The sequence below is a fragment of the Paludisphaera rhizosphaerae genome (assembly GCF_011065895.1).
In the GTDB taxonomy this organism is placed as follows: Bacteria; Planctomycetota; Planctomycetia; order Isosphaerales; family Isosphaeraceae; genus Paludisphaera; species Paludisphaera rhizosphaerae.
Genome location: NZ_JAALCR010000017.1, coordinates 102,555 through 127,447 on the forward strand (window position 1 = coordinate 102,555; position 24,893 = coordinate 127,447).

A 24,893-nucleotide genomic window follows, 5' to 3' on the forward strand; every position below is an offset into this window, starting at 1 on the left:
CGGCGGGCCTCCGTCTCGCGGTGGACTTCGTGGACGACCTCGCGAAAGTAGAGGGCGCCGTTCACGGTGGAGAGCCTCGCACGTTGATCGACCGCTGGATGCGAGCATTCGCCCGGATGCGGTCGTTCAGGTAGGTACGCGTCAGATCACCGCCGAATTTGGGATCGATGAAGAGCTCCGCACTTTCTCGTTCACGAGGCGTTCGCCGTTGCCGCCGAGGTCTTCGTCGAAGAGGTCAGTCATCAACCCGACGCCGTAGGCCGAGGACGCGTGACAGAACTCGTGTTTCGCGAGTCAACGAACGGGTCCGCCGCTGCAATCGAACCAGCCTCAAGGAGGCGAGCCTGGCCAGCGACGATCATGAAAGATCACCGACGGATTTTGAGGGCAAGTCCCGCGGCCAGGAGGGCTACTCCAAGTCCCCAACAGGAGTACACGAGCACCGGATCCCAGCCGACAGGCGGCTCGGCGACTTCGACTACCCCTGTGGCTTCAGAGGTCTTGGGGACCGCTTCGGGGGCTTTGGGGACAGCGTCAGCCTCTTTGCGAGCGGGGGTGAGAATCTTGCCGGTGGCGGCGTCGCTGACTTCCACATTGGGTGAGATGCTCGGCCGGAAGGTCTCGCTTCCGACCTTCTCATTGAAGGCGACGTGCGTGACTTCCGAGTGCGTCGTCATCCGAACGTCGCCGTCGCGGTTGAACTGGGTCAACTCCGACTTCACGACGAATGGGTGCCCCTGCACGACGTCGACCTTCTGCGACTCCCAGATCCAAAGCCTGTGAGCCGTGGCTGGGTCGGGCCCGTCGTACGATTCGACCCGGACGGGGAGTGCGTCGTCCCGGCGCAGGAAGTACAGCAAGTTCTGTCGCACCTGCCCGAGAAGGACGTCATTGAACATGAACTTGTCGCACGGCTTGGCGTCGATCTCGGCCTCTCCCAGGTCCTGGGCTTTCTCCAAAGCCTCATGCAACGGGATATTGCCGACGTATTGATACTTCAACGGAATCGGCCGATCCGCGCCGGGGATCGACGCCTCCGACCCGAACGTCTTGCCGGTCCTGGCGGCCGTCTGCTTCTCCGGGTGATCCTTGTCGTACTGGATCGTCGTGCCTTTGCGGCCGTCGAAATACTGCTCCTTTCGACTGACGGTGCCGTCGACAAGCGTCATGACCAGGGAGAGGCGACGTTCTCCAGCCGCCGTCTCCGTGTAATGATAGTCCGTTTGCTTGGCGAGCGTCACGCCCGCGAATTTGTCGAGCGACGCCGATGAACGCTCGATCGTCTGGGTGACATCAACCCGGATCGTCTTCCACCAATGCATCTCTTCGGCGGACTTGGCAATGATCGCCGGGCGGTCGCTCATTCATCGTCCTCCCCAAGCGAGACAGGTTTGCGCAGTGCATGTCGGGCCAGACCAGGGAACCGACGACATCGGAGTTCCACGATCTCAACTCCAGCCTCAATGACGGCGATATTCTCTGGACTTGCAGACGGCCGTTGGTCCGAGATTGCTTCACGCCAGGAGAGCGGGGGGATAGTCGCCGGCTCATTTCAGGGCAAGCCGCTGTCGAGTGCCTTCAGGGTTATGAGGCGACTCCGGAACAAGCATCGGCGATCATCGCGGATCGACGATTTCTCCACCCGCGCGGCTGCCCATGGCCCTCCATGCGGCGAGGTTGATGCTGGATTCACACCATCGGACGGAACCGTCCGCCATCGCGGCGTTCACACCTCCAGGGTGGTAGCTCCTGGCGCTGAACAGCCCCGTTCCGACAAAGGACATCTTCCCACAATCGGGAATCGGGTCGTTCGGCGGCCCTGCCACGAAAAACGCTGTGTAAATGGCGCCGCCCAGCAACCATGACCCGCCTCCGTCCGTGGCCCAAACCCTCCTGGCGGAACGCTGAGCCGCGCATGCCGATCTCCACGCGTCCGCCGGGTCTTTCCTCTCCAGGAGGCCTTCGTACATCGCCCAGTCGCGGAAAGCTGAACTCGCGGATCGACCCGAGCCGATCGGCTTCTCCGAGAACGCCAGGGTGTTGGACGTGCCATCCGCGTACTCGGCGAATCGCGTCGCACGAAAGGACACGAACGCCCCCGTCCTGGTATCGGGGCAATCCGAACAAGGACCCACGTTGATGCGATAGCTGACGGCGCCTCCGTTCGCATCCGCAGCGGGGTCGCTCGGGCAGAGGAACGTCGCGATCTTGATGTCCAGGACGGAAGCGTTGCCTGGCGCGATCATCGGCAGCGTGACCCCCGGGAGGCCGAAATTGATGCTGGCGTAGAGAGGCTGAAGGTCAAGGTATGGCAACAAGCGGCAATGCAGGGAGAAACTGTTGCCTATCCCTCGGGCCAGTTGTCCGCCCGTCAAGCTCGGCGGCATGCCGTCCCAGGTCGCGGCGTATGCGTGGGCGGCGAGCATGAGCTGCCGGAGGTTGTGCACGCAGGCGGCCCGGCGCGACGCCTCGCGCGCGGCCTGCACCGCGGGCAGGATCAGGCCCACAAGGAGGGAGATGATCCCGACGGTCACAAGCAACTCCACGAGGGTCACGCCGTCGCGGCGATCGTTGCGACCTCTCTGTCCCCTCGGCCGAACCGTCCCGAGAGAGATGAGGGCGTTCATCGTTCGGTTTCCGTCTTGACCATGACCACGGCCTCGACTTTCTCGCCCTTTCGGTCCTTCACTCAGCTTCGGCGCCCGCCATTGACGATGTCCCGGTCGGCTCTCGGCCGCCGGCTGGCCCAGGAAGATCTTGATCGACGCAATGAGATGCAAAAGTGTTGAAATTAGAGACGCCAGTATCACAGATGACTTGAACGTCATAAGAGGTCAAGAGAAAACTCGACCTACGATGTGTTCCGTCAGTCGAAGCGTGCGTGGGGACCTGGAAGCGGTGGACGTGATGATTCCCCAGGGCGGCCCTGGGGACAGTCTCGGACGCCCCCGCGGTCGGAGGCTGAATGTCAGTGGGACGAGCCCGGCAGGTTGCCTGGTTCAGGACGCGGTCCCGTCGGACGGATGCGGCCGGGCGGGAGGCGGATGGCGGCCAACTTGGCTTTGGCCATCAGGGGATCGAGGAACGCTGCCGCCGACCGGAGCGTCGGGGATTCGCCCAGAGCCAAAGGTCTTACGGCTCCTTACGGGCGAGCGCCTGCCCTCAGCAAGTTCCTGAGACTTCCTCGATCCCAGGCTTGTGGCAAATTGTGCACGCGTGGACATTCATGTGGTAGACTTCCGGCTGGCCGACGAATCGGATCGAGGGCCGGGGGGCCTGGGCGTGGCCGAGCGGAAGATCATCCACGTCGATATGGACGCCTTTTATGCGTCCGTCGAGCAGCGCGACAATCCGGACCTGCGCGGCAAGCCGATCGCGGTCGGCGGGTCGCGCGAGCGGGGGGTTGTGGCGGCGGCGAGCTATGAGGCTCGTAAGTTCGGCGTCCGGTCGGCCATGGCCTCGGTGACGGCGAAGCGGAAGTGCGCCGGCCTGATCTTCGTGAAGCCTCGGTTCGACGTTTATCGGGCGATATCCCAGCAGATCCGGGCGATCTTCGCCGAGTACACGCCGCTCATCGAGCCGCTCTCGCTCGACGAGGCGTATCTCGACGTCACCGGGAACCTGAAGGGGATCGCGTCGGCCACGGTGATCGCGGAGGAGATTCGCGCGAGGATTCGATCCGAGACGAGCCTGACGGCTTCGGCCGGGGTCTCCTACAACAAGTTCCTGGCCAAGATGGCCTCCGACGAGAACAAGCCCGACGGCCTGTTCGTCATCAAGCCGAAGGCGGGACCCTCGTATGTGGAAGCCCTGCCGGTGGGGAAGTTCCACGGGATCGGGCCCGCGACGCAGGCGAAGATGGAGAGCCTGGGGATCCGCAACGGCGCCGACCTCAGGGCCCAGTCGCTGGAGTTCCTCCGAGAGCACTTCGGCAAGGTCGGCCCGTATTACTTTTCGCTGGCCCGAGGGATCGACGAACGGCCCGTCTGCTCCGATCGCGTCCGCAAATCAGTCGGCGCGGAGACGACCTTCCACGCCGACCTCTTCACCGCCGAGGAGGCCCGAACCGCTCTGGAGCCGCTCATCGCCAAGGTCTGGTCCTCCTGCGAAAGGTCGACGCTCAAGAGCCGGACGGTGACGCTCAAGGCCAAGTACGCCGACTTCCAGCAGATCACCCGCAGCCGGACCCTCGATTCGCCGATCGCCTCCCGCGCCGAGATCGAGGATGTCGTCTCCTTGCTCCTCCAACCGCTCTTCCCCGTCAGCAAGGGGATCAGGCTCCTCGGCGTGACCCTCTCCTCGCTCGACAACGGCCCGGAGAACCGCATCGGCCAGCAGCTCCTGCTGCCGCTCTGAACGGTCGCGGGGATTCTCGCGACGGCGACGCCTCGATCACGGCACCCGACGAGGCTCCACCCCGGCCTCTCGCAGGAGCGGATCAAGCCGTCGCGACAACTCCGCCAGGTTGTGGCTGGGGACCTCCGGGTAGAGGTGGTGCTCAAGGTGGTAGGTCAACTCCAGGAACAACGCCGGAACGATCCGCCCTCTGAGGGTGTGGGTCTGCGACAGGCGGGTCTCGCCGTAGTCCCGGTGCGGAAGGTGCACCGTCAGGAGGGGGTAGACCCAACTGCCGATCACCACGAGCGACGTGTAGAGCAGCACGGCAGGCGTCCGGCGGTAGAGGCAGACGCCGGCGATCGCCACGGCGAGGGCGAATCCAGCCTCGACGACCAGCCATCGCCGCTCCGCCCCGCCTCGCTTGCTTCGTGAATAGGCCCACAGCCACAGGCGAGGAAGGAAAAATGGTCCCCAAGCCACGGCCTTGAGCAAGCTCATCCGGGCCGGATCGCCCTCGGGATCGTCCGGCCCCGGGAAGGCGCGATGGTGCCTCAGGTGAGTGGCCCGGTAGGCGTGGCCGCTCTCCAGCAAAACCGCCCCCGTGGCGAAGAGCGCCCAGTCGGTCTGGCGTCGCGAGAGACCCAGCGACCCGTGGACGACGTCGTGCGTGACCGCGACGACGGATACGAAAATCAAGAACACCACGGCCGGCGCGAGCCACCAAAGGCCCGAATAGGCCACGAGCGCATACACGATCACCCCCACGAACGGCCTGGCCAACGCGAGCCGCCGCTGGCAGCAGGTCGTCGACAGGAGGTCCCCGCCGATGGTCCGCAACGGAGGCAACGCGGGCTCAATGCACGTGGCAGGCTGCATGTCATGCTCCGAAGTCGTTCACTCAATGGTTTTGGCGGTTGTTTCGATATTATCAGAAAGTTCGGCTAAAACAAGATTTTTGAGCGGACGTGCGATTCTGCCCCATCTTTCGTGTCGCTGTGGGGAAAGGGAGCAGCGAGCCATCACGAGTCTGCCTGTCCCGAGATGACGAGCCGGGAGCGACGAAAAGATCGGTCGAGCCGACCGGGTTCAGAACGCGCAACCGGAGACCAACTCGCCGGGCGCGCCCTGAGTGTCGATGAGACGCATCCCCGAGACGTCTCGCGGGCGGCTGGCTTGTAACGATCCAGGTCCCACCAGGTCGCCTCGTGGGTGGATCGCGCGACGTATCCTCCTGGCTTGTTTCCCTCCGCCTGGGGTGATCGCGGTTCTTTTCGCGAATCCTGAAATCCGGCCGGCCGTCGTGCTGATCGTGTGGATGCCGGGACGATCCGAGCCGCATCGGATGGGACGTCTCGGTCGATCGTCCCCCTCACGCTGGAGAAGCAACCATGCCAGCCTATTTCGCATATCCCGTCCCGCTCACGTTCCCCGTCGTGGGGCAGGTGGGTTACTGCTTCGAATACTACTCCGTCGACGACAATGGGAACATCAATCCAACCGCCTGGTACGATTGGACGACGGGGACGCAGGTGAAGACCTGGGACGTCGCAAAGACCCTGCGGCCCATCTATCGCCGAACCACGGACACCACCTCCGCCGACTCGAAGATCGCCATGATGGCCATCCCGCAGAAGGTGCTCGCGTACCCCAACGTCATGGCACTGGTCTACACCGTGGCCGACAACGACAAACGCGACCTCCTCACCACGTACGACCGCGCGACACTCCTGCGCATCGTCGGCGGTTGAGGATGAATCCGCTTCCTTGACCTTCGCATTCCCGCGCCAAGGGCTGACCGGGGCGGCTCCTCCGCTCGAACGCCGATCAGGAGGATTCGGTCCGGTCAGCCCGGCGGCGCGCCTCGTTGGCGACCTCGGCGCGGATCGACCTCTCTCAGAACGCGCAGCCGGAGACCAACTCTTCGGGCGCGCCCCGTGTATCGACAGGGGTTTCGGTGCGTCCGGTCAAGCGGGCGAGGCGGGAGCCGAGATCAGTCAGCATGTCGGCCGAGTAGCCGGGCCAGAGGGCCTCGACGGCTCCGCCCGGGGCGACGAGCATCACGTAGACTGAGCGCTCCGCCTGGCAAGCCTTGATCAGGCGATGGTCGGGGTCGGCCAGGATGGGGAAGGGGGACTGGTGGCTTTCGGCCCAGTCGCGAGCCACGGCCTGGTCGCCGTCGATGACGCCCAGGAAGGAGGCGCTTTCGCCGTAGGCGGCGTGAAGGCTGCGGAAGTAGGGGGCGGCCGCCTCGCTGCAGGGGCAGCCGTCCTGGATGAAGAACAGGACGACCGGCCGTTGCTCCGACTCCTTCGCCGGCGAGTACGCGCGGCCGGAGGCATCGGTCGCGGTCGCGTCCGGGGCGCGTCGGCCCGCCATGGCGCCGGCGGCCTCGGTCATGGTCGGCGTCACGGGATGGTAGCTCGCCGGCGACTTCAGCGCCGCGAAGGCCAGCACCGAGACGCCGACGGCGAAGAGTAAGCCCGTGATGCGATTGGTGGTCATGACGACCGCGTCCTTTCCTGGGTCGGGCTTAGCCGAGCGCTGCTTCCGCCATGGCCTCGACGGATTCGGATTCGGCCTTGTGAGGACGCGACCGGCCGATCTGGAGGACGAAGCCGGCGGTGATCAGGCAGAGAGCGCCCGAGGTCAGGAACGCCCGCTCGTAGTCGCCGGTCCACGACCGGATCGTCCCCGCGCCAAGGGCGGCTGTCGCCGCGCCGAGCTGGTGGGCCGCAACGATCCAGCCGAACATCACGCCCGAGCGTTCGCGGCCGAAGGCGTCCGAGGTCAGGCGCACCGTCGGCGGGACCGTGGCGATCCAGTCCAGACCGTAGATCAGGGCGAAGATCGGCAGCCCCCACGAGGCGGAGCCCAGGCACATCGGCAAGACGATCAGGGCCAGCCCGCGGAGCCCGTAATACCAGCTCAGCAGCACGCGGTTGTCCAGCCGATCGGACAGCCAGCCGGAGCCGGTCGTCCCCACGAGGTCGAAGAGCCCCATCAACGCCAGCAGCGACGCCGCCTGAACCTCGGGGATCCCGAAGTCCATGCAGGCCGGGATCAGGTGCGTGCCGATCAGGCCGTTGGTGCTGGCCCCGCAGACGAAGAAGCTCCCCGCCAGCAGCCAGAAATCGCGAGAACGCAGCCCGCTGCGAAGGGCGTCGATCGCGACCAGGGCCGGGTTCCCCGCGACGGGCCGGATCTCGGCCGCATCGGGTTGCTCGCCGTAGCGGCCCAGGCCCAGGTCGGAGGGGCGTTCGCGGAGCAGGAAGGCCACGAGCGGGATCACCGCGGCGGCCGCCCCCGCGACGAGCAACGCGGCCGGACGCCAGCCGTACCGCGTGACGATCGACGCAAGCAGCGGCAGGAACACCAACTGCCCCGTCGCCGTGCTCGCCGTCAGCACGCCCAGGACGAGTCCCCGACGCTCCGCGAACCAACGATCGACGACCGTCGCGCCGAGGACCATCGCCGTCATCCCCGTGCCGCTTCCCACCACCACGCCCCAGAGCAACACAAGCTGCCAGGGAGTCGACATCAACGGCGTCAGCGCCACGCCGCTCGCGACGATCGCCAGCGACATGAGCACCGTGTTGCGGACGCCGATCCGGCTCATCAAGGCCGCGGCGAACGGCCCGATCAACCCGTAGAGTACCAGGTTGACGGAGACCGCCGACGAGATCGTCGCCCGGCTCCAGCCGAACTCCTTCTCCAGCGGGACGATCAGGACGCCGGGCGTCGATCGGACCCCGGCCGTCGCCAGCAGGATGCAGAACGTGACGCCGGCCACGACCCAGGCGTAATGCAGGGAACGACGAGGCTGCAAGTCCGGCGGCGACATGACGACGAATCTCCAGGCGTGCTCTTGATCTCGACGGACAGGTCGACGAGGATGTTACGGACGGTTCTGTCTCATGTCAACCCGCGCACCGAGCGAGCCCCTGCCTTGAACCCCTCGAAGACGGCCCGAGAGCGAGTGCTGGAGACGGCCGAAGACCTCTTCTATCGCGAAGGCGTCCGCGCCGTGGGGATTGACACGATCATCGCTCGTTCGGGCGTCGCGAAGATGAGCCTCTATCGGAACTTCCCCTCAAAGGACGACCTGGTCGTCGCCTATCTGGAGGCGCGGAATCGCCGTTTCTTCGCGAACTGGGATCGGGCGGTCGGGTCTGAAGACGCCGCCCCCCGCGCACGGCTGCGAGGGCTGATCGAAGCGACCCTGAAGCGAGTCAGCCAGGCTGGATATCGCGGCTGCCCGTTCTTGAATTCGGCCGCGGAGTTCCCCGCCCCGGACCACCCGGCGCGGGCGGTGATCTCCGAGCACAAGCGCGAGGTCCGGGCGCGTCTCCTGGGCCTCTGCCGCGACCTGAAAGCGCGAAACCCTGAGACCCTGACTGCGCAGTTGATTGTCCTGCTGGACGGAGTCTACGCATCGGCCGGCTCGCTCACCGCCTCGGAACGCGCCGCCGTCCTCAAAGGGGCCGAAGCGATGATCGACGCCTCGGTCAATTGTCCTTGAAGCGGCGTCGTCTTCCAACTACACTTGTCGTTACGCGGTGACGAGGCGTCGCCGGGCGGGAGACGAATGAGCGAGCGATCGCCATGGGCGTGACGATCCTGGTCTGTTCTTGCGGACGGCGGTTGAAGACGGCGGGGATGGCTCCCGGCAAGAGCGGGCGCTGTCCGGGCTGCGGTCGAACGCTCCGAACGCCCGAGGCGGCGTTGGACGAGCCCGCAACTGCCCCGGCGGTCGAAGAGGATGAATGGAACTGGCAGGGGACCTACGACCTCACCCCGGCCGAGCCGCCTCGCCTCATGCCTTCTACGATCGACCGAACGGCCGTGGACGGGCCCCTCGGACCCTGGCCTGACGATCCCGAGGCCCTCGACGAGCCGGCGGCGTCCGCCGAGACGGCCGACAGCGAGTGGGACTGGCAGGGGACCTATGAACTGGGCGCAGACCGGCCCGCGCCGGTGTTGGTGCAGATCCCCGAGGAGCCTCCAGGGACTGTCGAAGACGCCGAGGCTCAGCCGTCGCTCGCTCCTCGCGGTCGGAACAGGCGGAGGGATTCGGACGAAGCCGAGCCGCAGCGTTTAGACCCGTGGTGGCCGCCGCGCCTCCTGTACCCGTCGCGGGGCGTTGAGGGCCTGGCGATGGTCGCGGCGATCGGGGTCGCGGCCTGGGTTATGGGGACGCTGGCTCCGGAGTATTGCCTGGCCCTTCTCGCCGACGGCGAACTGCTGGGGACGCCCACGATGGGCCGCTTGATCGCTCTGATCTCGTCCTTGCCCGTGCTGATCCTGACCCCCCTGGTCATCATTTACGACCTTCAGTACCTTTCTCGGGTGCTGGAGGCCTCGAGCGAGGGCGAGCCGCTGCCGCCTCGCCCGCCCGACCGCAACGCCGACGGCCTTCTTGACAGTGTGGGCTCCTGGCTCCTCTGGCTTGTGCTCGGGGCGGGCGTCGGCCTGCTGCCGCTGGCGGCCTACCAACTAACGGCGGCTTCCTCGGCCGGGTCGTGGGGCACTGGCATGGCCATGGCCCTCGGGTTGGCGGGGCTCCCTTACGCCCTGATGGCGCTGATGCTGACGTTCCTGCACGACGACGCCCTGGCGGCCCGGCCGTGGGCGGTCATTGGCACGATCATGCGGCTTGGCCCGTCATTCATTGGGCTCAGCCTGACGGTCGCGGCCCTCTTCACCGTCGTCGGGCTCGCCTTCGCAGCCGCGCTGGCCTTGCGCGACCGCGCCTTCTGGGTCTACATCCTGGCGAGCCTGATCTGCTGGTTGCTCGCGGTGTGGATTCCGATCGTCGCCATGCACACCGTGGGGTCGTACTACGCCCCGCGCAAGGGTCGCCTCAAGTGGCGGCGGAAGCGGCGCCGGTGGGGCGTGAGTTGAGGGTTGCCCGGCCCGCGACGGGTTGTTGCGTCACGGGCCGGGCGAGGGAGGAGAAAGGGGGCGACCGCGATCAGGCGGTGGGAGGGGCGCCGCCGGGGGGGAAGCCATCGGGAGGCGTGCCGCCATCGGGAGGCGTGCCGCCGTCGGGAGGCATGCCGCCGTCGCCTCCGGGGGGCGTACCGCCGACGTCGCCCTGATCGCCGTTGCTCAGTTCGGGGTCGTTCAGGTCGAGGTAGATGTTGTACGTCCCGAGGGCGTATTCCTGCTTGGCCGACAGGGTCAGCAGGAGCTGCGAGCCGTCCTCGGCGCCGTCGTCGTCGGAGTCGGCCATGTAGATGTCGTCGGTGTTGTTGAAGGTGTCGCGGCCCGGGTGCTCATTGTAGGGAGCGGTCAGATAGACCTGCTCGGACGTCCGATCGTTGAAGAAGAATTGAGCGACCTGGTTGTAGGTCACCACGTCGTTTTCGGCGTCGTACACGCGGACCCGGTAGTGGATGTGGACGGTCCGGCCGCTGTACCAGCCGGGGTAGATCGTCGTGAACTTGACGATCCCCCGGGCGTTCGTCACCTGGTAGCCGCGGAGGAACTTCATGCCGACGGTGTTCTGCGCCTCGACGTCCGAGTAGACGCCGACCGCATTGCAGTGCCAGATATCCACAAAGGCCCCGGGAAGCGGCGTGGGCGTGCCGTTGGCGTCGAGCTGCGAGACGCAGATCGTCAGTCGGAGCGGGAAGCCCAGCGCGACCTGGCCGGTCGCCGGGTCGGTGGTGACGTCCGAGCGGTTGAGCATCTCGTCGACCCAGTACGGCCCCTGGGTCATGCCCGGCGTGGGCTCCTCGGCGAGCGCCTTCGCCATCCCCATCCCCGAGACGATCGCCGCGCCGGCGACGCTGCGCTGCAAGACCGTTCGTCGGTTCAGCTTCGTCGCGCGATCGGAAAATTCCATCGACATGAATCGCATCCTTGATAGAACAATCGTGAGGGTCGAGTGGATTCAGGCCCGGCGGCGGGCGCGACGGAGGACCGGGACGACGCAAACGGCTCCCAGCGCGGCCAGGGCGATCGAGCCGGGCTCGGGGACGGCCGCGGCGGTCACGCTCATCTGGTAGGGGTACGAATCGGCCGTGAACCACGTCGAGCCGGCGTCGTCGCTCATCGCCGTCGTGGTCGAGAAACCGACGCCCGAGCCGAGGTTCGAGGAAGCCCACGACCATTCGAATTCGCCGGTGACGGCCCGCAGGACGACCCAGTAAGTCGTGTTCGCGGACAGGATCATGTCGTAGATCGAGAACACGATCGGCGAGGCCGTCGTCGAGATGCTGGAGTCGGCCGAATACGTGGCCAGGAGCGAGCCCGGCTCCAGGTCCCCGTCGGTGTAAAGGTCGACGACGACCGAGCCGCCGATCGACGTCCGGGCCAGATCCAGCGTCAGGCTGGAGAGCGAGTAGGCCGAGCCGTCGGTCTGGAAACTGGCGGCCAGCCAGCTCGCACCCGTCACGGCGTCGGCGCCGCCGGTGGTTTGCGAGAGGTTGTCCGCGAGGATGATGTCGGCCTGCGCCGCCGACGAGAGGCCGAGCAGAACGAAGGCCAACAGCGCCCCCGCTCCACAGCAACGGCTGGGAGAAACCATCAACGAACTCCTGGAAGCGAGACAAGGATTTCGACGTGGGCCTGGTCGCCCCCGTCGCGCCGGCAAGTCGTGCGGAGATCCACCCGCGACCGCCGGACAGGTACCTCATCGCGACGCGTCGGAGAAAGCGTGCGCAAGATTGAGCGATTCTCGGGGGCCGAGTTCTGGACGTGGATTGCGCCGAGACATAAAAGAAGGGGGACCGCGATCTTCACGACCCAGTCCCACATCCTGAAGGAGCCTCCTCTCATGCGTTCACTGGTTCCGGTCGCCGTTCTCGGCGTCGCCATGGCTGGTTATCAAGTCGCTCGATCGCAGCAGCCTGCGGCGCCTTCGGCGCACGAGGCCGCGGCCCAGGTGGCCGCTTCGACCTACGAACATCTCGCCTCCGCGATCATCGAGATCGAGGCGACCGAGGACGAGCTGGTCAAAAGCGTCCTGATCGGCTACCAGAGCGCGGCGCAGGGACACCTGCGGGCCGCCGCGCGCGACGCCGAGGGGCGTGTGGGCCACCTGGAAGCCGCCGCCGCCGAGATTACGAACATCGCCAACGAAGGCGACAAGCGGATCCAGGCCGTCCGCCAGCGGCTCGCCAAGGCCGGCCACACCCACAACACCGACGCCGAGACCAAGTCCGACTACATCTGGATCACCAACCGCGAGAAGAAGGCGCTGCTCGACCTCGCCGCCAAGGTCGCCCGCGCCGGCGCCAACGCCACCGCCGGCGAGCTTGACGCCCTCCGCAACGACCTGATCAAGCTGTTCGACTCGGCGATTACGCCGGAGTGAGCGGCCCCGCTTGGAGGGCCGGTGCTTGTTGTTGATATGGAGTGTTGTCCCTGGGTGCCATGGCCACGCGAGCGTGGCCATGGACCGGCGCGGGGCGGCTGCACGACCGTCGCCGATCGCATGGCCACCCAAAGGTGACCATGGCACTCAAGATTCGTGCATTCTCCGGTAGTGTTGAGTAAGGAGTCTCGGCTTGATGCCCTTCTCGCGCAGGCTGCTGGCGGCTTCGACCGTACTGGCCCTGATCCCCGCGTGCGGCGATCCCCGGCCGGTTGAGCCGTCGGTTCCTGCGGCGAAGGTTGAGAAGCCTGCGGCGCCGCCGGCCCCGCCTGGCCCTCGTTTCGTGGAGGTCGCCAGGTCGGCCGGGCTGACGACGATGATCCACGCCGGGGGACCGGACAAGGATCACATTTTGGAGTCCACCGGCACCGGCTGCGCGTTCGTCGACTACGACGGCGACGGCCGGCTCGACGTCTTCCTCGTCAACTCGTGGGCGCTCGACGAGAATCCCTCTCAGGTACGCGCCAGGGGGCGGAACGCCCTCTACCGCAACAAGGGGGACGGAACCTTCGAGGACGTCTCGGCGAAGGCCGGCGTCGACGACGATTCCTGGGGTTGCGGCGTTTCTGCGGGCGACTACGACGGCGACGGCCTCGTCGATCTCTACGTCACCAACTTCGGCCCCAACCGCCTGTATCGCAACAAGGGGGACGGGACTTTCGAGGAGGTCGCCGCGAGGGCGGGCGTCGCCGATGCGGGTTGGGGCGCGGGCTCGGCCTTCTTCGACGCCGACGGCGACGGCGACCTTGATTTGTACGTTGCTAACTATATTGAAGCGACGATGGATGAGGTCCTCGCCGCCCGTCGAACCACCGCCTGGCGCGACATGGTGAAGGTCCTCGCCGGACCGTTCGGCCTTCGCGGCGGCCGCGACCGCTTCTATCGCAACAACGGCGACGGGACCTTTCGGGACGCCACCGAGGAGGCCGGTATGACCGACACAGCCGAGTCCTACGGACTGGGCGTGCTGGCCTCCGACCTCGACAACGACGGCGACGTCGACGTCTTCGTCGCCAACGACTCCAACCCCAACTTCCTCTACCGCAACGACGGCCACGGCAAGTTCACGGAGATCGGCGCATGGAGCGGGGCTGGTGTGAACGCCGGGGGCGTCGCCCAGGCCGGCATGGGCGTCGACGCCGCCGACTTCGACGGCGACGGCCTTCAGGACATCCTCCTCACGACGTTCGCCCAGGACTCCGCCACCCTCTTCCACAACGACGGCGAGCTGGCCTTTCAGGACGTCTCCGTTGCGGTGGGCCTCAAGGCCATCACCTACCGAGCCTTGAAATGGGGATGTGGGTTCTTCGACTTCGACCACGACGGCGACGTGGACGTCGTCATCGCCAACGGCCACATCTATCCTCAAGTCGACCTCTCGCCCGAGCTGAATGAGAACTATCGCCAGCTTCCGTTCCTGCTCCGCAACGACCGGGCGAAGCTCGTCGACGTCTCGCGCGAGGCCGGCCCCGGCTTCCAGGTCGCCGCCTCGGCGCGGGGCCTGGCTCTGGGCGACTACGACGACGACGGCGACCTGGACCTGCTCATGACGGCGATGGACTCCCCGCCGCTCCTCCTCCGCAACGAGGCTCCGATCGCCGGCCACTGGCTGAAGCTGCGCCTGTTGACGGCTCGCGGCGGCCCGGCGCTAAACGCGCGGGCCGTCGTCACGCTGGGCGGCAAGGCGCAGCTCCGCGAGCTGCGCAGCGGGTCGTCCCACCAGTCGCAGAACGCCCTTGAACTCCACTTCGGCCTGGGCGCGGCCGCCGTCGTCGACCGCCTCGAAATCACATGGCCCGGCGGTGGCAAGACCGTGATGGAGCACGTCGAGGCCGACCGCACGCTGACGCTTCGCCAGCCGAAATGAGTCAAGGGGCCTTGAGGTGGGGGCCAGATGATCGTCTATGCGCTGCCGCAGTCGAGGATTGTCTGAGCGGTCAACAGAGGGTTAGACTGTCATGACATGAAGCGATTTTTATGACGAGTGGCTGTCGCACGACCCCCTCAAGGCCGGAGGACGTCCTGTGTCGCAAGGGATCGAACTGGACGCTGGAGAGACTGCGAAGCGGCCCATCGACGCCAATCGCTACTGGAAGTTCAAGGACGCGGACGCCTACACCGGGTCGGCCGACGACCTCCGAGGTATTGACGCCGCCCCGACCGAGGCGGCTCTTCGGGCGGTCGGGATGGTGTGTTACTTCTCCGGGGTGGGTTGGTTTGTGCATGTCGTCTGGTGTTCGATGATCGCCGTGCGACATAGCCAGGGAAGGCTGCTGGCGCCCTGGAGCGTTCACCCTCTTTACCTGGCGATGGATGGGACCCTGCTGGTGGCCTCCATCGCCGGCCTTGTCACGGGCTACGGCCTGCGTCGGCTCCGCTCCTGGAGTCGGCGATCGGCGGCGGTCATGGTCGCGGCTTTCTTCACCTTCATCGCATTGAATTTGGCCTGGTCGAGCCGCAAGGGGATCGTATTGGCCGATCTCACGGTCGACGTCTGCGCCTGCACCATCCTCGTGCTCCCGATGTTGGCTCTGCTCCTGGAGGGAGTGGGGCCACTCCTGACGTCAGCCTACGCTGAGACGGTCCGGCGGACACCGCATATCAAGGTCCGGTCGCGATTTCCCACGGAGATCCGCTGGGCATTCTGGGGGCTCATCCTGCTCTGCATCCTTCTGACCCCACTCCTACCCGATCCCTGAGCGTCCCAACGGTCGACGGCCAATGAGCCGTCGACCGCATTACGGTTACGAACCATCCCATAACAGGCCGCCTCCGCGTAGAGTGGCTGACTGCCATGGGATGGACTGCAATCGGAACGCGCGACGATGAATTGAATCGATCAACGGAAGGGCTTGCCGGCGACGCTGGGGCCGGCGACGCCCGTTCGGCTAATCGGGGTGACGACGACGGCGTCGCATCCCATCAGGGTTGAATAGAGGTTTGGGCTGTAGACGACCTCGGTGGTCCACACGTCACCCTTGCGGCGCTGGATCAGCCAACTTGCGGCGGGTTCTCCGGCGGCGGTCGAAGCCGAAAGACCGCCTTCGCTCGTCGTGATGAGACCGCCGTTGACTTGCGGTGCTTTATCGCCGAGCCACGGCGAGGCCGGCACCAGCGCGGGCTCGCGGAAGAGGCCTTCGGCGAGGCTTGTGGCCAGGTTGCGGCGGTCCTTGAGGATCGTCTTCATGCTGAACATGGCGACGCCGTCGTCGCCGGGGGCTTCGCGGACGAGCTTGATCTGGTTGACGATCTCCTCGACCTCATACTTGCTGGCGTAGAGGCCCGGCCAGACGTGTCGGCCCTTCTTGTTGATCTCGATCCAGTAGTTCAGCAGCGGGCCGAACGGCTGGCCCGGCGAGTCGATCTTCCAGTAGAGCTGAGGCGTCCAGTAGTCGAGCCAGCCGGAGGTCAGCCAGGTTTCGGTGTCGGCGTAGAGCTTGGCGTACTGGTCGAATCCCACCACGCCGGCCGGTTTGCCGGGGCGAGGGACGCCGAACGGGCTGATGCCGAAAAGGACGTGCGGCTTGGCCTGCTTGATCGCTTCGTACAGCGTGTGGACCATCGTGCTCATGTTGGCTCGCCGCCAATCGGCGCGAGCAGCGGGGTCGTTCCCCTTGTTTTCACGTGACCACGTGGCGTCGTCGGGGAAGTCGATCTCGACCTTGGTCTGGGGATCGCTTTCGGGATAGGGGTAGAAGTAATCGTCGATATGGACGCCGTCGACGTCGTAGCGGCGGACGACGTCCATCACGACGTCGAGAGTCTGCTTCCGCGCCTCGGGATCGCCGGGATCCATCCAGAGGAGCTTGCCGTACCGGCGAACGCGCTCAGGATGGGCCTTTGACACGTGGCTCGCGGCGTGCTCGTGCTTCGCGCCTCCCTGGCGGGCGCGGAAGGGGTTGAACCAGGCGTGGAGCTGAATGCCCCGCGCGTGGGCCTCGTCGATCCAGAACTTCAGCGGGTCGTAGCCCGGTTCGGGGGCCTTCCCCTCGGTCCCCGTCAGGTAGTACGACCAGGGCTCCAGCTCCGACGGATAAAGGGCGTCGGTCGCGGGGCGAACCTGAAGGATGGCCGCGTTGAAGTTCGACGCCTTCAACCGATCCAGGATCGCCCGCGCCTCGTTCTGCTGCTGGTCGGCCGGCAGTCCCGGTTTGCTGGGCCAATCGATGTTGTCGACCGTCGCGATCCACGCGGAGCGGAACTCACGGGGGATCGGCGGCGGCTCCGGCGGGGCGGCGATGATGTTGGCGCAAACGGCGAGCATCGTGGCGAGCACGGGCGGGGCTCCTGTTCCAGGCGGGAGTATCTGAGGAGCCTCCATACTACCGCGCGGACGCCGCGTTCCGCCGCGTCGAACTCAGGCCCGCTCGTCGGGCTCGGAGACGTCCGGGACGTCGACGCCCAGGGCGGTGGCCAGGTCGATCTGGTGCTCCTGCTCCTGCACCAGGATCGAGCGCAGCTCTTCGGCGAGAGCGTACTCGCCGAGGGCCTCGCACTGGCGGACGCGCCTGCGGTAGTTGCGGATCGTCTCGTTCTCGTTGTCGAGATCGAACCGGAGCATGTCCTCGGCCTTGTCTGAGGTTTTCACCGGCTTCGGCGTGACGCTGGGCATGCCGCCGAGGTAGTCGATCTGCTTGGCGATGCGGATGGCGTGATCCAACTCCTCGCCGGCGTGGACTTCCAGCTCGGCGGCGATCGCCATGTACTGAGCGCCCTTGAGCACCTGCGAGTAGTTCACATAAGCGATGATCGCCTGATATTCGCGGGAGAGGTCCTCGTTGAGCAGGTCGATAAGCTGCTTGCGGGTGATCTTTTCGGCGGTGTTTTCCTGGGGCATGATGGCTCTCGCGTCGTCTCGTCGGGTCCGCCTCGGGTCCGTGCCAGGCCCGACACGCGCCGCAGGCGGGGCGACGATCGGGCGATTCACGAATCTTCAGAAGCGAATTCCGGGCCGAATCGAACGCGTTCGGGGGGCTCAGTAGTCTCGGAGGCCGAAGACCTTGGCGTAGACGTCGATCTTCTCAGTGAGCGAGGGATGGCGCGGGCCGTCGCCATTCTGGCGCCAGGCGACGAGGGTGAGGTCGTCGTCGGCCTCGCCGCCTCCTCGGTGGTCGGCCACGGCTTGCAGCAGGTCGCGACCGATGGTGAACTCGCGCGGGTCGTCGCGGACGGTGAGCCCTCGGGCCAGGCCGATCAGGCCGTCCTCGCCGAGTTGCCGGCCCGACGGGTCGGCCGCCTCGACCAGGGCGTCGGTGTAGAAGAGGACCACGTCGTCTCGTTCAAGCGAGACCGAGAACTGGTGGTACGCCGTCTCTTCGTCGAGTCCCCACGGAAGGTTGCCAGGGCTCTCAACGGGCCTGTCGAGGACTTCCCACGTCTTCGTCGAGGCTCGATACAAAAACGGGCGCGGGTGGCCGGCGTTGGAGATCGTCAGGCTTCGGTCAGTGGCCAGGTACGTCGCCACAACGGCCGTCGCGAACCAGCTCAACCGGGCGACCTCCGCGAACTGACGGTTCAGGTCGCGGACGAGCCTTCCCTGCTTCTTGACGTTGATGTTCTTCCGAATCAACTTGCGGAGCGAAGCGCCGACCTCGGAAACCGCCGAGCCGTGCCCGGAGACGTCGGCGAGAATCAGGCGCGAGATGATCCCCCCGCCGCAGAGCGAGAAGTAGTGCACATCGCCGCCGCTCTCGGCCGACTCGTACGGCCGGCTGTAGACCCACTGGTCGAGTCCCGGCGCTTCGAACGACTCCTCGACGGCCAGGTTGCCGCCCCGGATCTCCATGCACTTCATCGATCCCGGCCCGGAGTCGTGCGCGCGCTTCGACATCGCCGCTTCCTCACTTGCCGCCGACCGGGCGGTCGGCGGCGGTGGTCGCGGTAGGGATGGGGCCGTCGCCGAGGTAGAAAGCCTCGCAGAGCTTGCCCAGCACCTTGCCGGCCTCCGACGTGGTGGGGACGGGGGCCTTGCCGTCGGGCGAGTCAAGCACGACGCCGTTGATGAAGAAGGCGATGACCAGGGGGCGGCCGGTGGCCGTCTCCATGTAGCCGGCCAGGGCCTTGCTGGTGAGCAGCCGGCGGCCAATGAGAGCGTCGTTGACGAACATGGTTCCCGTCTTGGCCCGCGCGTGGCCCCGCGCGGGGCTGTCCTCGCCGACCGCCTTGGCCAGCGTGCCGTCGCGGCCGAGGATCGGTAGGGCGGCGTCGTAGGCGATGAAGTCGGGACGGGCGGCCATCGCGCGGAGCAGGGTCGTCGCGGCGCGGGGGGTGACCATGTCGGCCCACTCGCCGCCGGCGCCGCCGCCGAACGAGATCGTCAGTGGGTCGAGCCCCAGCCCCTTGAGGATCTCCCCCTGGCGCTTCAGGCCGGCGGGGAGAGTGCGTTCCCCCTTCTTCACGGCCAAAAGCAGCGGCAGGGTGCTGGCGTGGAGGTTGTGGCTCACCTTGAGAATCACTCGGGCGAACTCGCGGAACGGCGGCGAGGTGTACTCGGCCACCTTGGGGAGGCTGGCCACGGCCGCGGAGGGGGGCAGGTCGGCCTCGGGATTGTCGGCCAGCGGCGAGGCCGCGACCTGCACGCCGCGACGGCGGAGGGCCTCGATCAGCAGCGAGCGCGCGAACGACGCCGGGTCCTCGACCTCGATCGTGTCCACCAGCGGCTCGGGCCCGGCCGGAACGCGACCCCGGACGGAGATCCGCCGGGGGCCGACGAAGGCGATGCGGATGCGGGCGTCCTCGCCGGACGTCGTGTCGACCTGGGCGTCGACCGCGATCGACTGGGTGGCCGGGACGACGGCCACGGAAGCCGGCTCGCCGGCCGTCTTGGCGGGAGTGACGACGACGTCGATCAGGTTGTCGTTGATCATGATCGGCGAGACCTTCTCCGGCCCGCTGCCGGAGCTCTTGGCCCGCTCGAAGAGCCGGTCGTCGACGATCACCTCGCCGGTGATCTTCTTGATCCCCGCCGCCTGGATCTCACGGGCCAGGTGTTCCAGCCCGGCCAGGGGGTCGCCCTTCACCAGGACCTCGGACGCCTTGCCGGCGGAGGCGTAGATGTGGTCCTCGTCGGTGAACAGCAGCTTGCCGTCGGGGCCGGTTCGCCCCCCCATCGCCGGGTCCCCCTTGGCGATCAGGATCAGGTCGCCGTTGAGCGTCCCGTCCTGGTCGACGCTCCCGCGCCGGAGGATGGGCGTCTGGAAGCGGTAGTCGGCGCCCAACTCGACCATCGCCGCGGCCGTGGAGAAGAGCTTGGCGACCGAGGCCGTGCCGAACATCTCGTCGGCGTTCTTCTCGTAGACCGTTTCCCCCGTCTTGGCGTCGACAGCGAGGACGCCCCAGTGGGCGTGCTTGAACGCGGGGGTCGCCAGCACCGCCTTGACCCGCTCCTCCAACGTGGTGGGAGCAGGGGGGGCCGCTGGAGGCGAGGGGGGCTTGATCGGTTCCTGAGCCCGAACGCTGGGAACGAGCCCGATCAGCGCGAGAATTGTGACGATGGACTTGAGGCGGCTTTCGCCCTTCGGGCCGGCCTCAACCGACCGCCCCGCCCACGATATCCGTTCCATCGTCCCGATCTCGGCTCGCGTCATCGCTTGTCCCCCGTCCGTCGCGACGTCGTTTCCCTCGTGTGGAAACAGTATAACGGAACTGTCCCTCCGCTTCTCGGCCGGAGGAATCGTTTTGCCCGATCGCGCTGGGACGCCTATACCCATAACGGAACGACATTCGTCCAGGCGGAAACCCTCGAACGGAGGCGGCTCGATGAAGACGGGGATGGCGACGGCGGTGTTCGCGGCGGTCCTGGCCACGACGTCGGCGGCGGCCGATTTGCCGCGATATCGACTGGAGCCGGGGATGGTGCTGACCTACAAGGGGCTGAGCCGGTCGAACTACGGCGCGATGATCATGACCAGCGAGACTCAGACGACGGTCTGGGTCGTCGGGCGCAACCCAGACGGCAGCGCGCGGGTCGTCGTTCGGCAGGGGCGCCGCAACGCCTCGGCGAAGGAGGGCGTGGAACTGAAGGGGATGGACAAGCAGCCGATGGAGTTCTCCCTCGCCCGCCTCGACCTCTTCCCCGACGGCCGGATCGCCCCGGACTCCGAGGTCGGCTCCGGAATCAGTCCTCAGACGATCTTCCCCCAACTCCCGGCCGACGAGGCCGAGGCGAAGGCCGGCTGGACCGTCCGCGAGCCGAACGACCCGGACGAGAGGCGCTGCGATCAATTCCAGACCGAGCCGGGCGGCTGGAGCTTCCGCACCCAGTCCGCTGGGCCTGAGAACGCGATCTACGAATCCCTGAGCAGTTCGACGGTCCATTTCGACGCGGCTCGCGGGATCGTCAAACGCACGGAGACCGACCACTCCCAGAACTACGGGTTCCAGACCAAGGGGACGGCCACCCGAGAGCTGGTCTCATTGGAGACTCTTGAGCCTGAGAAGCTCGCCGCCTTCGCGAATGCGGCCGACGCATACTTCGCCGGCGAAAAGGCGTACGTCGAAGCGAGGCGGGGCCGGGAGAGAGACCCCGCGAAACTGGAATCCGTCCTCGCCGAGGCGAAATCGGCCCTGGAAAAGGTCCGGGACGCGACGACCGAACCGACCTTCCGCGAGCGGCTCGACGCCCGGCTCAAGGCTCACGACTCTCTGGTCAAGTATTCAGTCGACGGCGCGAAACGGCTCGCGGAGGTGATTGGCAAGCCGGCTCCCGACTGGAAGGCCGTGGGGCTGGACGGTAAGGAGCACGCCCTGGCCGATTACCGTGGCAAGGTGGTGGTCCTCGACTTCTGGTATCGCGGCTGCGGCTGGTGCATCAAGGCCATGCCCCAGATGAACGCCGTCGCCGAGCACTTCGCCGGCCAACCCGTCGCGCTGCTGGGGATGAACACCGATCCGGTCGAGGCCGACGCCAAACTCGTCGCCGACGTGATGAGCCTGAAGTACGGCACCATCCGGATCGACAAGGATCTGCCCGGCAAGTACGGCGTCCACGGATTCCCGACGCTCATCGTCATCGGCCCCGACGGCCAGGTGCGCGACGTTCACGTGGGATACTCGAAGAACCTTCAGCAAACGCTGACGAAGTCCATCGAAGCTCTGCTGCCGCACTAAGCGCGGGATTCACGCGGGCTGGATTTCGATCCAGCTCGCGGACCGACTCGCAACACCCACCGGACGGCCGTGGTGGATGAGAGGATCGTCACACACCCCTTGGCGACGGGCCGGCACGCCGGACCTCGTCGTCCTGGCGGAGAAGGGGGGGGCTTACCGGACGAGCTGAAGGTGCGTCGCCGAGATGAAGCCGTTGAGCATCCGCCGGCCGAAGGCGCGAACCGGGCTGCCGTGGCAGGTGTTCTCGCTGAGATCCTCAAGCCAGCCGTCGTCGGGGACCAACGACGCTTCGGCTTCCACGAAGATCAGGTCGCGAGGGCGTCCCTTGGGGGCGACCTGGAGGACCACACGGGTTCCGTCTTCCTGGCCGCAGGGCTCCACCCAGGAGTCGATAATCGCCCCGCTGACCTCGAGATCGGATTCCATTCGAAGCTCCTCCTCAAGATGGATCGGCACCGCCCCGTCTCGCTTTACGACGGTGTGATCGCCATCAGCGCTCTCTTGCCTTACACCATCCATCATAGCAGGTCGCCTTGGTTCGTCAACAGCGGCTCGACGCGATCGCGAGCCGGCGTCGGTTGGAACATGGCGTTTGTTCTTGCTAGACAACAATCCGGTCTCCCTCCGGGGGAAATGTCGTCGCCGAGCATCCACTTAGTAAGAGGAAATCGACAGGCCGGCGTACCACGATCGATGGCACGCCAGGGATTCAAACACAGGCTATACCAAGGGAATGCGGATGCAAAGCCCGCAATCATGATGCCAGGGTGGGGCGAAGGCCATAAGATTAACAAGTTTTCGCCAAAAGCTGGCGAAAGCGAGCCTTCCCGAATCATCACAGGAAGGTTGGAAACGATGGCCTGCATCCATTCGATCGAGCTGGGTCCTTAGAGAACATGTGTAGCATCCCAATTTCGGAAAGGCAAATACATTCTCTGGCGTCTTTTGGGGTTTCCTGTAGATAACCTGCCTTTCAATGCGCCGCGACGGAACCGTCGCATTCCGTGCACATGAGCCGTCAGCCATCTCGACCGGATCGTTTTTCTCTTGGCTGACGCAGCGGGGCGCGGCACGATCGCGAGGTCGGCTGCTGCGAGCTGCGCGAAAGATTTCCCGGGATCGCGGCGGTTCGGGCACATTTTTTAACGGCGACGGCTTTTCGACGCCGGGCGGGTCGGGGTCTAACGACCGAGGAGGGTGGCGTGGGTTTTCGCGTCGACGTGGAGAAGAAGGGCGATCGGGACGTTTACATTTTGCGCGACGAGTCGACGGGGGCGTCGGCCTCGGTCCTGCCGTCGTACGGGTTCAACCTGTTCGACCTTCGGCTGCCGGCCGCCGGGGAGGTCCGGCCGATCGTGGTGTCCGACCCCGACTTCGCCTCAGCTCCGAGCAAGCCGGGGGGGAACGGAACGCCGATCCTCTTCCCATTCCCCAACCGGATTCGCGGCGGGGAGTTCACCTTTGAGGGGAAGAGTTACGCGATCCCGACGAACAAGGGGGCGAACGCCATCCACGGCTTCGCCATCGACGTCCCCTGGGACGTGGTCGAGCACAAGGCGACGGCCGACGCGGCCGTGATCGAGGGGCGGTTCCAGCTCTCGGTCCATGCGCCTCAGCACGTCGATCACTGGCCGACCGACGCCATGCTCTACGTCCGCTATGAGCTTGCGGGCCGGACGCTGACGATGACCACGACGGTCTCCAACCCGACCGACCGCGACCTTCCTTACGGTTTCGGGATCCACCCTTACTTCCGGCTGCCGTTCCCTCCCGGCGGCGACCCCGCGCGGACGAAGATCATCCTGCCGGCCTCGAAGTACTGGCCTCTCAAAGACTTTCTGCCCACGGGAGAGACCTTCGAGGTCGACGAGCGGCTGGACTTCCGCCAGGGCAAGCCGATCGCCGGGCTGAAGCTCGACGACGTGCTGACGGATCTTGAGCACGTCGACGATCTGGGAGTCTGCCGGTTGGTCGACCTGGAGAAGAACGCCGAGTTCCAGCTCGGCTTCGACGGGGCTTTCCGCCACCTGGTCGTCTACACGCCGCCGGGCAAGCCGGACGTGATCGCCGTCGAGCCCTACACTCAGACGACCGACGCCATCAACCTGCAAACCCGCGGCATCCCGGCCGGTCTCCGCGTCCTGGGACACGGCGAGGAGGATTCGCTGACGCTGACCATGAAGACCGTCGGATAAAGGGCGGCTTGTTCGAGGGGCGGCGTCCGGGGTATCCTTGGGAGGTCGCCGGATTTCGGAGGGCCTGTCGGATTCGGTCCGGACCCTAACGGCCTTCCCCCCTTGCGGGGGAAGGTGGCCGCGAAGCGGCCGGATGAGGGGGGATCGGTGCCGACTTAAAGGCCAACGGTCGGATGCGCGGGCGACGCCGGTCGCCCCCTCATCCGCCCCTTCGGGGCACCTTCCCCCGCAAGGGGGGAAGGCCGATTCGCGACGCTCTCTCCGAAGCTCGACGTGCCTCTCCCGGCCGGGAGAGGGAACTTGAGGCGCGGTCGACTCGAATTGTGGAACGAGCACCCACGAGCCTGGAGGATCTGCACATGGAGGCGCCCTCTGATTCCGGGCCGGCCGACGTCGACGCCATGAACGTCGACGTTCTCCGCCGCGCGGTGGATGTCTATCTGAAGGTCGCGTACCCCACTGGCAGCTTGCCGGAGCCCGCCCGGCGGCGGTCGACCTGGGACAAGGGGGTGCCGCCCCACGAGTTGTTCGCGAAGCCCCCCTTCGAACGCGCCGGCAGGGCCCCGGGAGGGCAGACGCCGATCTTCGCGCTGCGGCTGGGGAACCAGCGGTATCCCCACATGAAGCTGCAATTCCAGCCGTGGAACAATTCCGAGGGCATGATGCTCTCGGTGAACACCCACGACCAGATCGCCGGCCTGGACCTTGGCGCGGCCGACGTCGAGGCCTTCAAACGCCTCCAGGCCGACAACCAGCAGCTCAAGGAGCAGATCGAACAAGCCTGGGAAGCCGAGGGCCTGCCGACCTTCCTCCACTTCCTTCGCACCTACATCCAGGACCGCGAAGGCGACGAGCCCCAGGCCTGACGATTC

Annotated in this window: 22 protein-coding genes; 10 read left to right on the plus strand and 12 right to left on the minus strand. The window is 66.3% G+C overall.

The window, feature by feature from the left end; genetic code table 11:
• Window positions 1-368: 368 nt before the first annotated feature.
• Entirely contained in the window at window positions 369-1,364 is a 996-nt protein-coding gene (locus tag G5C50_RS21275; RefSeq protein ID WP_165072713.1) for a hypothetical protein, read from the minus strand.
• A gap of 252 nt (window positions 1,365-1,616) precedes the next feature.
• Window positions 1,617-2,555 carry a DUF1559 family PulG-like putative transporter gene (locus tag G5C50_RS21280; RefSeq protein WP_407673576.1) on the minus strand — a complete coding sequence of 313 codons (939 nt, stop codon included), beginning with the start codon at window positions 2,553-2,555 and terminating at the stop codon, window positions 1,617-1,619.
• A gap of 673 nt (window positions 2,556-3,228) precedes the next feature.
• Here G5C50_RS21280 and dinB point away from each other — a divergent pair.
• Window positions 3,229-4,356 (plus strand): DNA polymerase IV, encoded by a 1,128-nt coding sequence (dinB, locus tag G5C50_RS21285; RefSeq protein WP_240907305.1) that lies wholly within the window; start codon window positions 3,229-3,231, stop codon window positions 4,354-4,356.
• 36 nt (window positions 4,357-4,392) lie between these two features.
• Here the strand turns inward: dinB and G5C50_RS21290 are convergent, their stop codons facing one another.
• Window positions 4,393-5,214: a fatty acid desaturase family protein gene (locus G5C50_RS21290; protein ID WP_165072716.1), complete on the minus strand. Its 822-nt coding sequence runs from the start codon at window positions 5,212-5,214 to the stop codon at window positions 4,393-4,395.
• 512 nt (window positions 5,215-5,726) lie between these two features.
• On the opposite strand from G5C50_RS21290, the gene G5C50_RS21295 reads away from it, so the two are divergent.
• On the plus strand, window positions 5,727-6,086 hold the full coding sequence (locus tag G5C50_RS21295) for a hypothetical protein (RefSeq protein WP_165072718.1): 360 nt from the start codon (window positions 5,727-5,729) through the stop codon (window positions 6,084-6,086).
• Window positions 6,087-6,231: 145 nt separating this feature from the next.
• On the opposite strand, the gene G5C50_RS21300 is transcribed toward G5C50_RS21295, so the two are convergent.
• The gene (locus tag G5C50_RS21300) at window positions 6,232-6,840 is read right to left on the minus strand and encodes a peroxiredoxin family protein (protein ID WP_165072720.1); all 609 of its coding nucleotides are present in this window, start codon (window positions 6,838-6,840) and stop codon (window positions 6,232-6,234) included.
• Between the two features lie 28 nt (window positions 6,841-6,868).
• The gene (locus G5C50_RS21305) at window positions 6,869-8,179 is read right to left on the minus strand and encodes an MFS transporter (protein ID WP_165072723.1); all 1,311 of its coding nucleotides are present in this window, start codon (window positions 8,177-8,179) and stop codon (window positions 6,869-6,871) included.
• A 105-nt stretch (window positions 8,180-8,284) separates the two neighbouring features.
• On the opposite strand from G5C50_RS21305, the gene G5C50_RS21310 reads away from it, so the two are divergent.
• Together G5C50_RS21310 and G5C50_RS21315 are read left to right on the plus strand one after the other, a co-directional pair.
• The gene (locus tag G5C50_RS21310) at window positions 8,285-8,857 is read left to right on the plus strand and encodes a TetR/AcrR family transcriptional regulator (protein ID WP_206107793.1); all 573 of its coding nucleotides are present in this window, start codon (window positions 8,285-8,287) and stop codon (window positions 8,855-8,857) included.
• Window positions 8,858-8,940: 83 nt separating this feature from the next.
• Window positions 8,941-10,239 (plus strand): hypothetical protein, encoded by a 1,299-nt coding sequence (locus G5C50_RS21315; protein WP_165072727.1) that lies wholly within the window; start codon window positions 8,941-8,943, stop codon window positions 10,237-10,239.
• Window positions 10,240-10,309: 70 nt separating this feature from the next.
• On the opposite strand, the gene G5C50_RS21320 is transcribed toward G5C50_RS21315, so the two are convergent.
• Together G5C50_RS21320 and G5C50_RS21325 are read right to left on the minus strand one after the other, a co-directional pair.
• A complete protein-coding gene (locus tag G5C50_RS21320; protein WP_165072729.1) occupies window positions 10,310-11,191 on the minus strand; it encodes a dioxygenase family protein in 882 nt (293 codons plus the stop codon).
• 42 nt (window positions 11,192-11,233) lie between these two features.
• A complete protein-coding gene (locus tag G5C50_RS21325; RefSeq protein ID WP_165072731.1) occupies window positions 11,234-11,869 on the minus strand; it encodes a choice-of-anchor R domain-containing protein in 636 nt (211 codons plus the stop codon).
• A 249-nt stretch (window positions 11,870-12,118) separates the two neighbouring features.
• On the opposite strand from G5C50_RS21325, the gene G5C50_RS21330 reads away from it, so the two are divergent.
• The 3 genes from G5C50_RS21330 (at window position 12,119) to G5C50_RS21340 (ending at window position 15,417) form a co-directional block, all read left to right on the plus strand.
• Complete coding sequence (locus tag G5C50_RS21330; protein ID WP_165072733.1) at window positions 12,119-12,658, plus strand: hypothetical protein; 540 nt, start codon at window positions 12,119-12,121, stop codon at window positions 12,656-12,658.
• Window positions 12,659-12,854: 196 nt separating this feature from the next.
• Window positions 12,855-14,585 carry a CRTAC1 family protein gene (locus G5C50_RS21335; RefSeq protein ID WP_165072735.1) on the plus strand — a complete coding sequence of 577 codons (1,731 nt, stop codon included), beginning with the start codon at window positions 12,855-12,857 and terminating at the stop codon, window positions 14,583-14,585.
• Between the two features lie 157 nt (window positions 14,586-14,742).
• A complete protein-coding gene (locus G5C50_RS21340) occupies window positions 14,743-15,417 on the plus strand; it encodes a hypothetical protein (RefSeq protein WP_165072737.1) in 675 nt (224 codons plus the stop codon).
• Between the two features lie 140 nt (window positions 15,418-15,557).
• Here the strand turns inward: G5C50_RS21340 and G5C50_RS21345 are convergent, their stop codons facing one another.
• The 4 genes from G5C50_RS21345 to dacB form a co-directional block, all read right to left on the minus strand.
• Window positions 15,558-16,994 (minus strand): glycoside hydrolase family 10 protein, encoded by a 1,437-nt coding sequence (locus G5C50_RS21345; RefSeq protein ID WP_165072739.1) that lies wholly within the window; start codon window positions 16,992-16,994, stop codon window positions 15,558-15,560.
• An 81-nt stretch (window positions 16,995-17,075) separates the two neighbouring features.
• The gene (locus G5C50_RS21350) at window positions 17,076-17,555 is read right to left on the minus strand and encodes a ferritin-like domain-containing protein (protein WP_165072741.1); all 480 of its coding nucleotides are present in this window, start codon (window positions 17,553-17,555) and stop codon (window positions 17,076-17,078) included.
• A 138-nt stretch (window positions 17,556-17,693) separates the two neighbouring features.
• Window positions 17,694-18,548, minus strand: coding sequence for a PP2C family protein-serine/threonine phosphatase (locus tag G5C50_RS21355; RefSeq protein ID WP_165072743.1), 855 nt, complete (start codon window positions 18,546-18,548; stop codon window positions 17,694-17,696).
• A 10-nt stretch (window positions 18,549-18,558) separates the two neighbouring features.
• Entirely contained in the window at window positions 18,559-20,280 is a 1,722-nt protein-coding gene (gene dacB, locus G5C50_RS21360) for a D-alanyl-D-alanine carboxypeptidase/D-alanyl-D-alanine endopeptidase (RefSeq protein WP_165072745.1), read from the minus strand.
• Between the two features lie 196 nt (window positions 20,281-20,476).
• On the opposite strand from dacB, the gene G5C50_RS21365 reads away from it, so the two are divergent.
• The gene (locus tag G5C50_RS21365) at window positions 20,477-21,826 is read left to right on the plus strand and encodes a TlpA family protein disulfide reductase (RefSeq protein WP_165072747.1); all 1,350 of its coding nucleotides are present in this window, start codon (window positions 20,477-20,479) and stop codon (window positions 21,824-21,826) included.
• 153 nt (window positions 21,827-21,979) lie between these two features.
• Here the strand turns inward: G5C50_RS21365 and G5C50_RS21370 are convergent, their stop codons facing one another.
• Window positions 21,980-22,252 (minus strand): hypothetical protein, encoded by a 273-nt coding sequence (locus tag G5C50_RS21370; protein WP_165072749.1) that lies wholly within the window; start codon window positions 22,250-22,252, stop codon window positions 21,980-21,982.
• A 776-nt stretch (window positions 22,253-23,028) separates the two neighbouring features.
• On the opposite strand from G5C50_RS21370, the gene G5C50_RS21375 reads away from it, so the two are divergent.
• Together G5C50_RS21375 and G5C50_RS21380 are read left to right on the plus strand one after the other, a co-directional pair.
• Window positions 23,029-24,021, plus strand: a complete 993-nt coding sequence (locus G5C50_RS21375) for an aldose 1-epimerase (RefSeq protein WP_165072751.1) — start codon at window positions 23,029-23,031, stop codon at window positions 24,019-24,021.
• Window positions 24,022-24,380: 359 nt separating this feature from the next.
• Complete coding sequence (locus G5C50_RS21380) at window positions 24,381-24,887, plus strand: hypothetical protein (protein ID WP_165072752.1); 507 nt, start codon at window positions 24,381-24,383, stop codon at window positions 24,885-24,887.
• The last annotated feature ends 6 nt before the right edge of the window (window positions 24,888-24,893 follow it).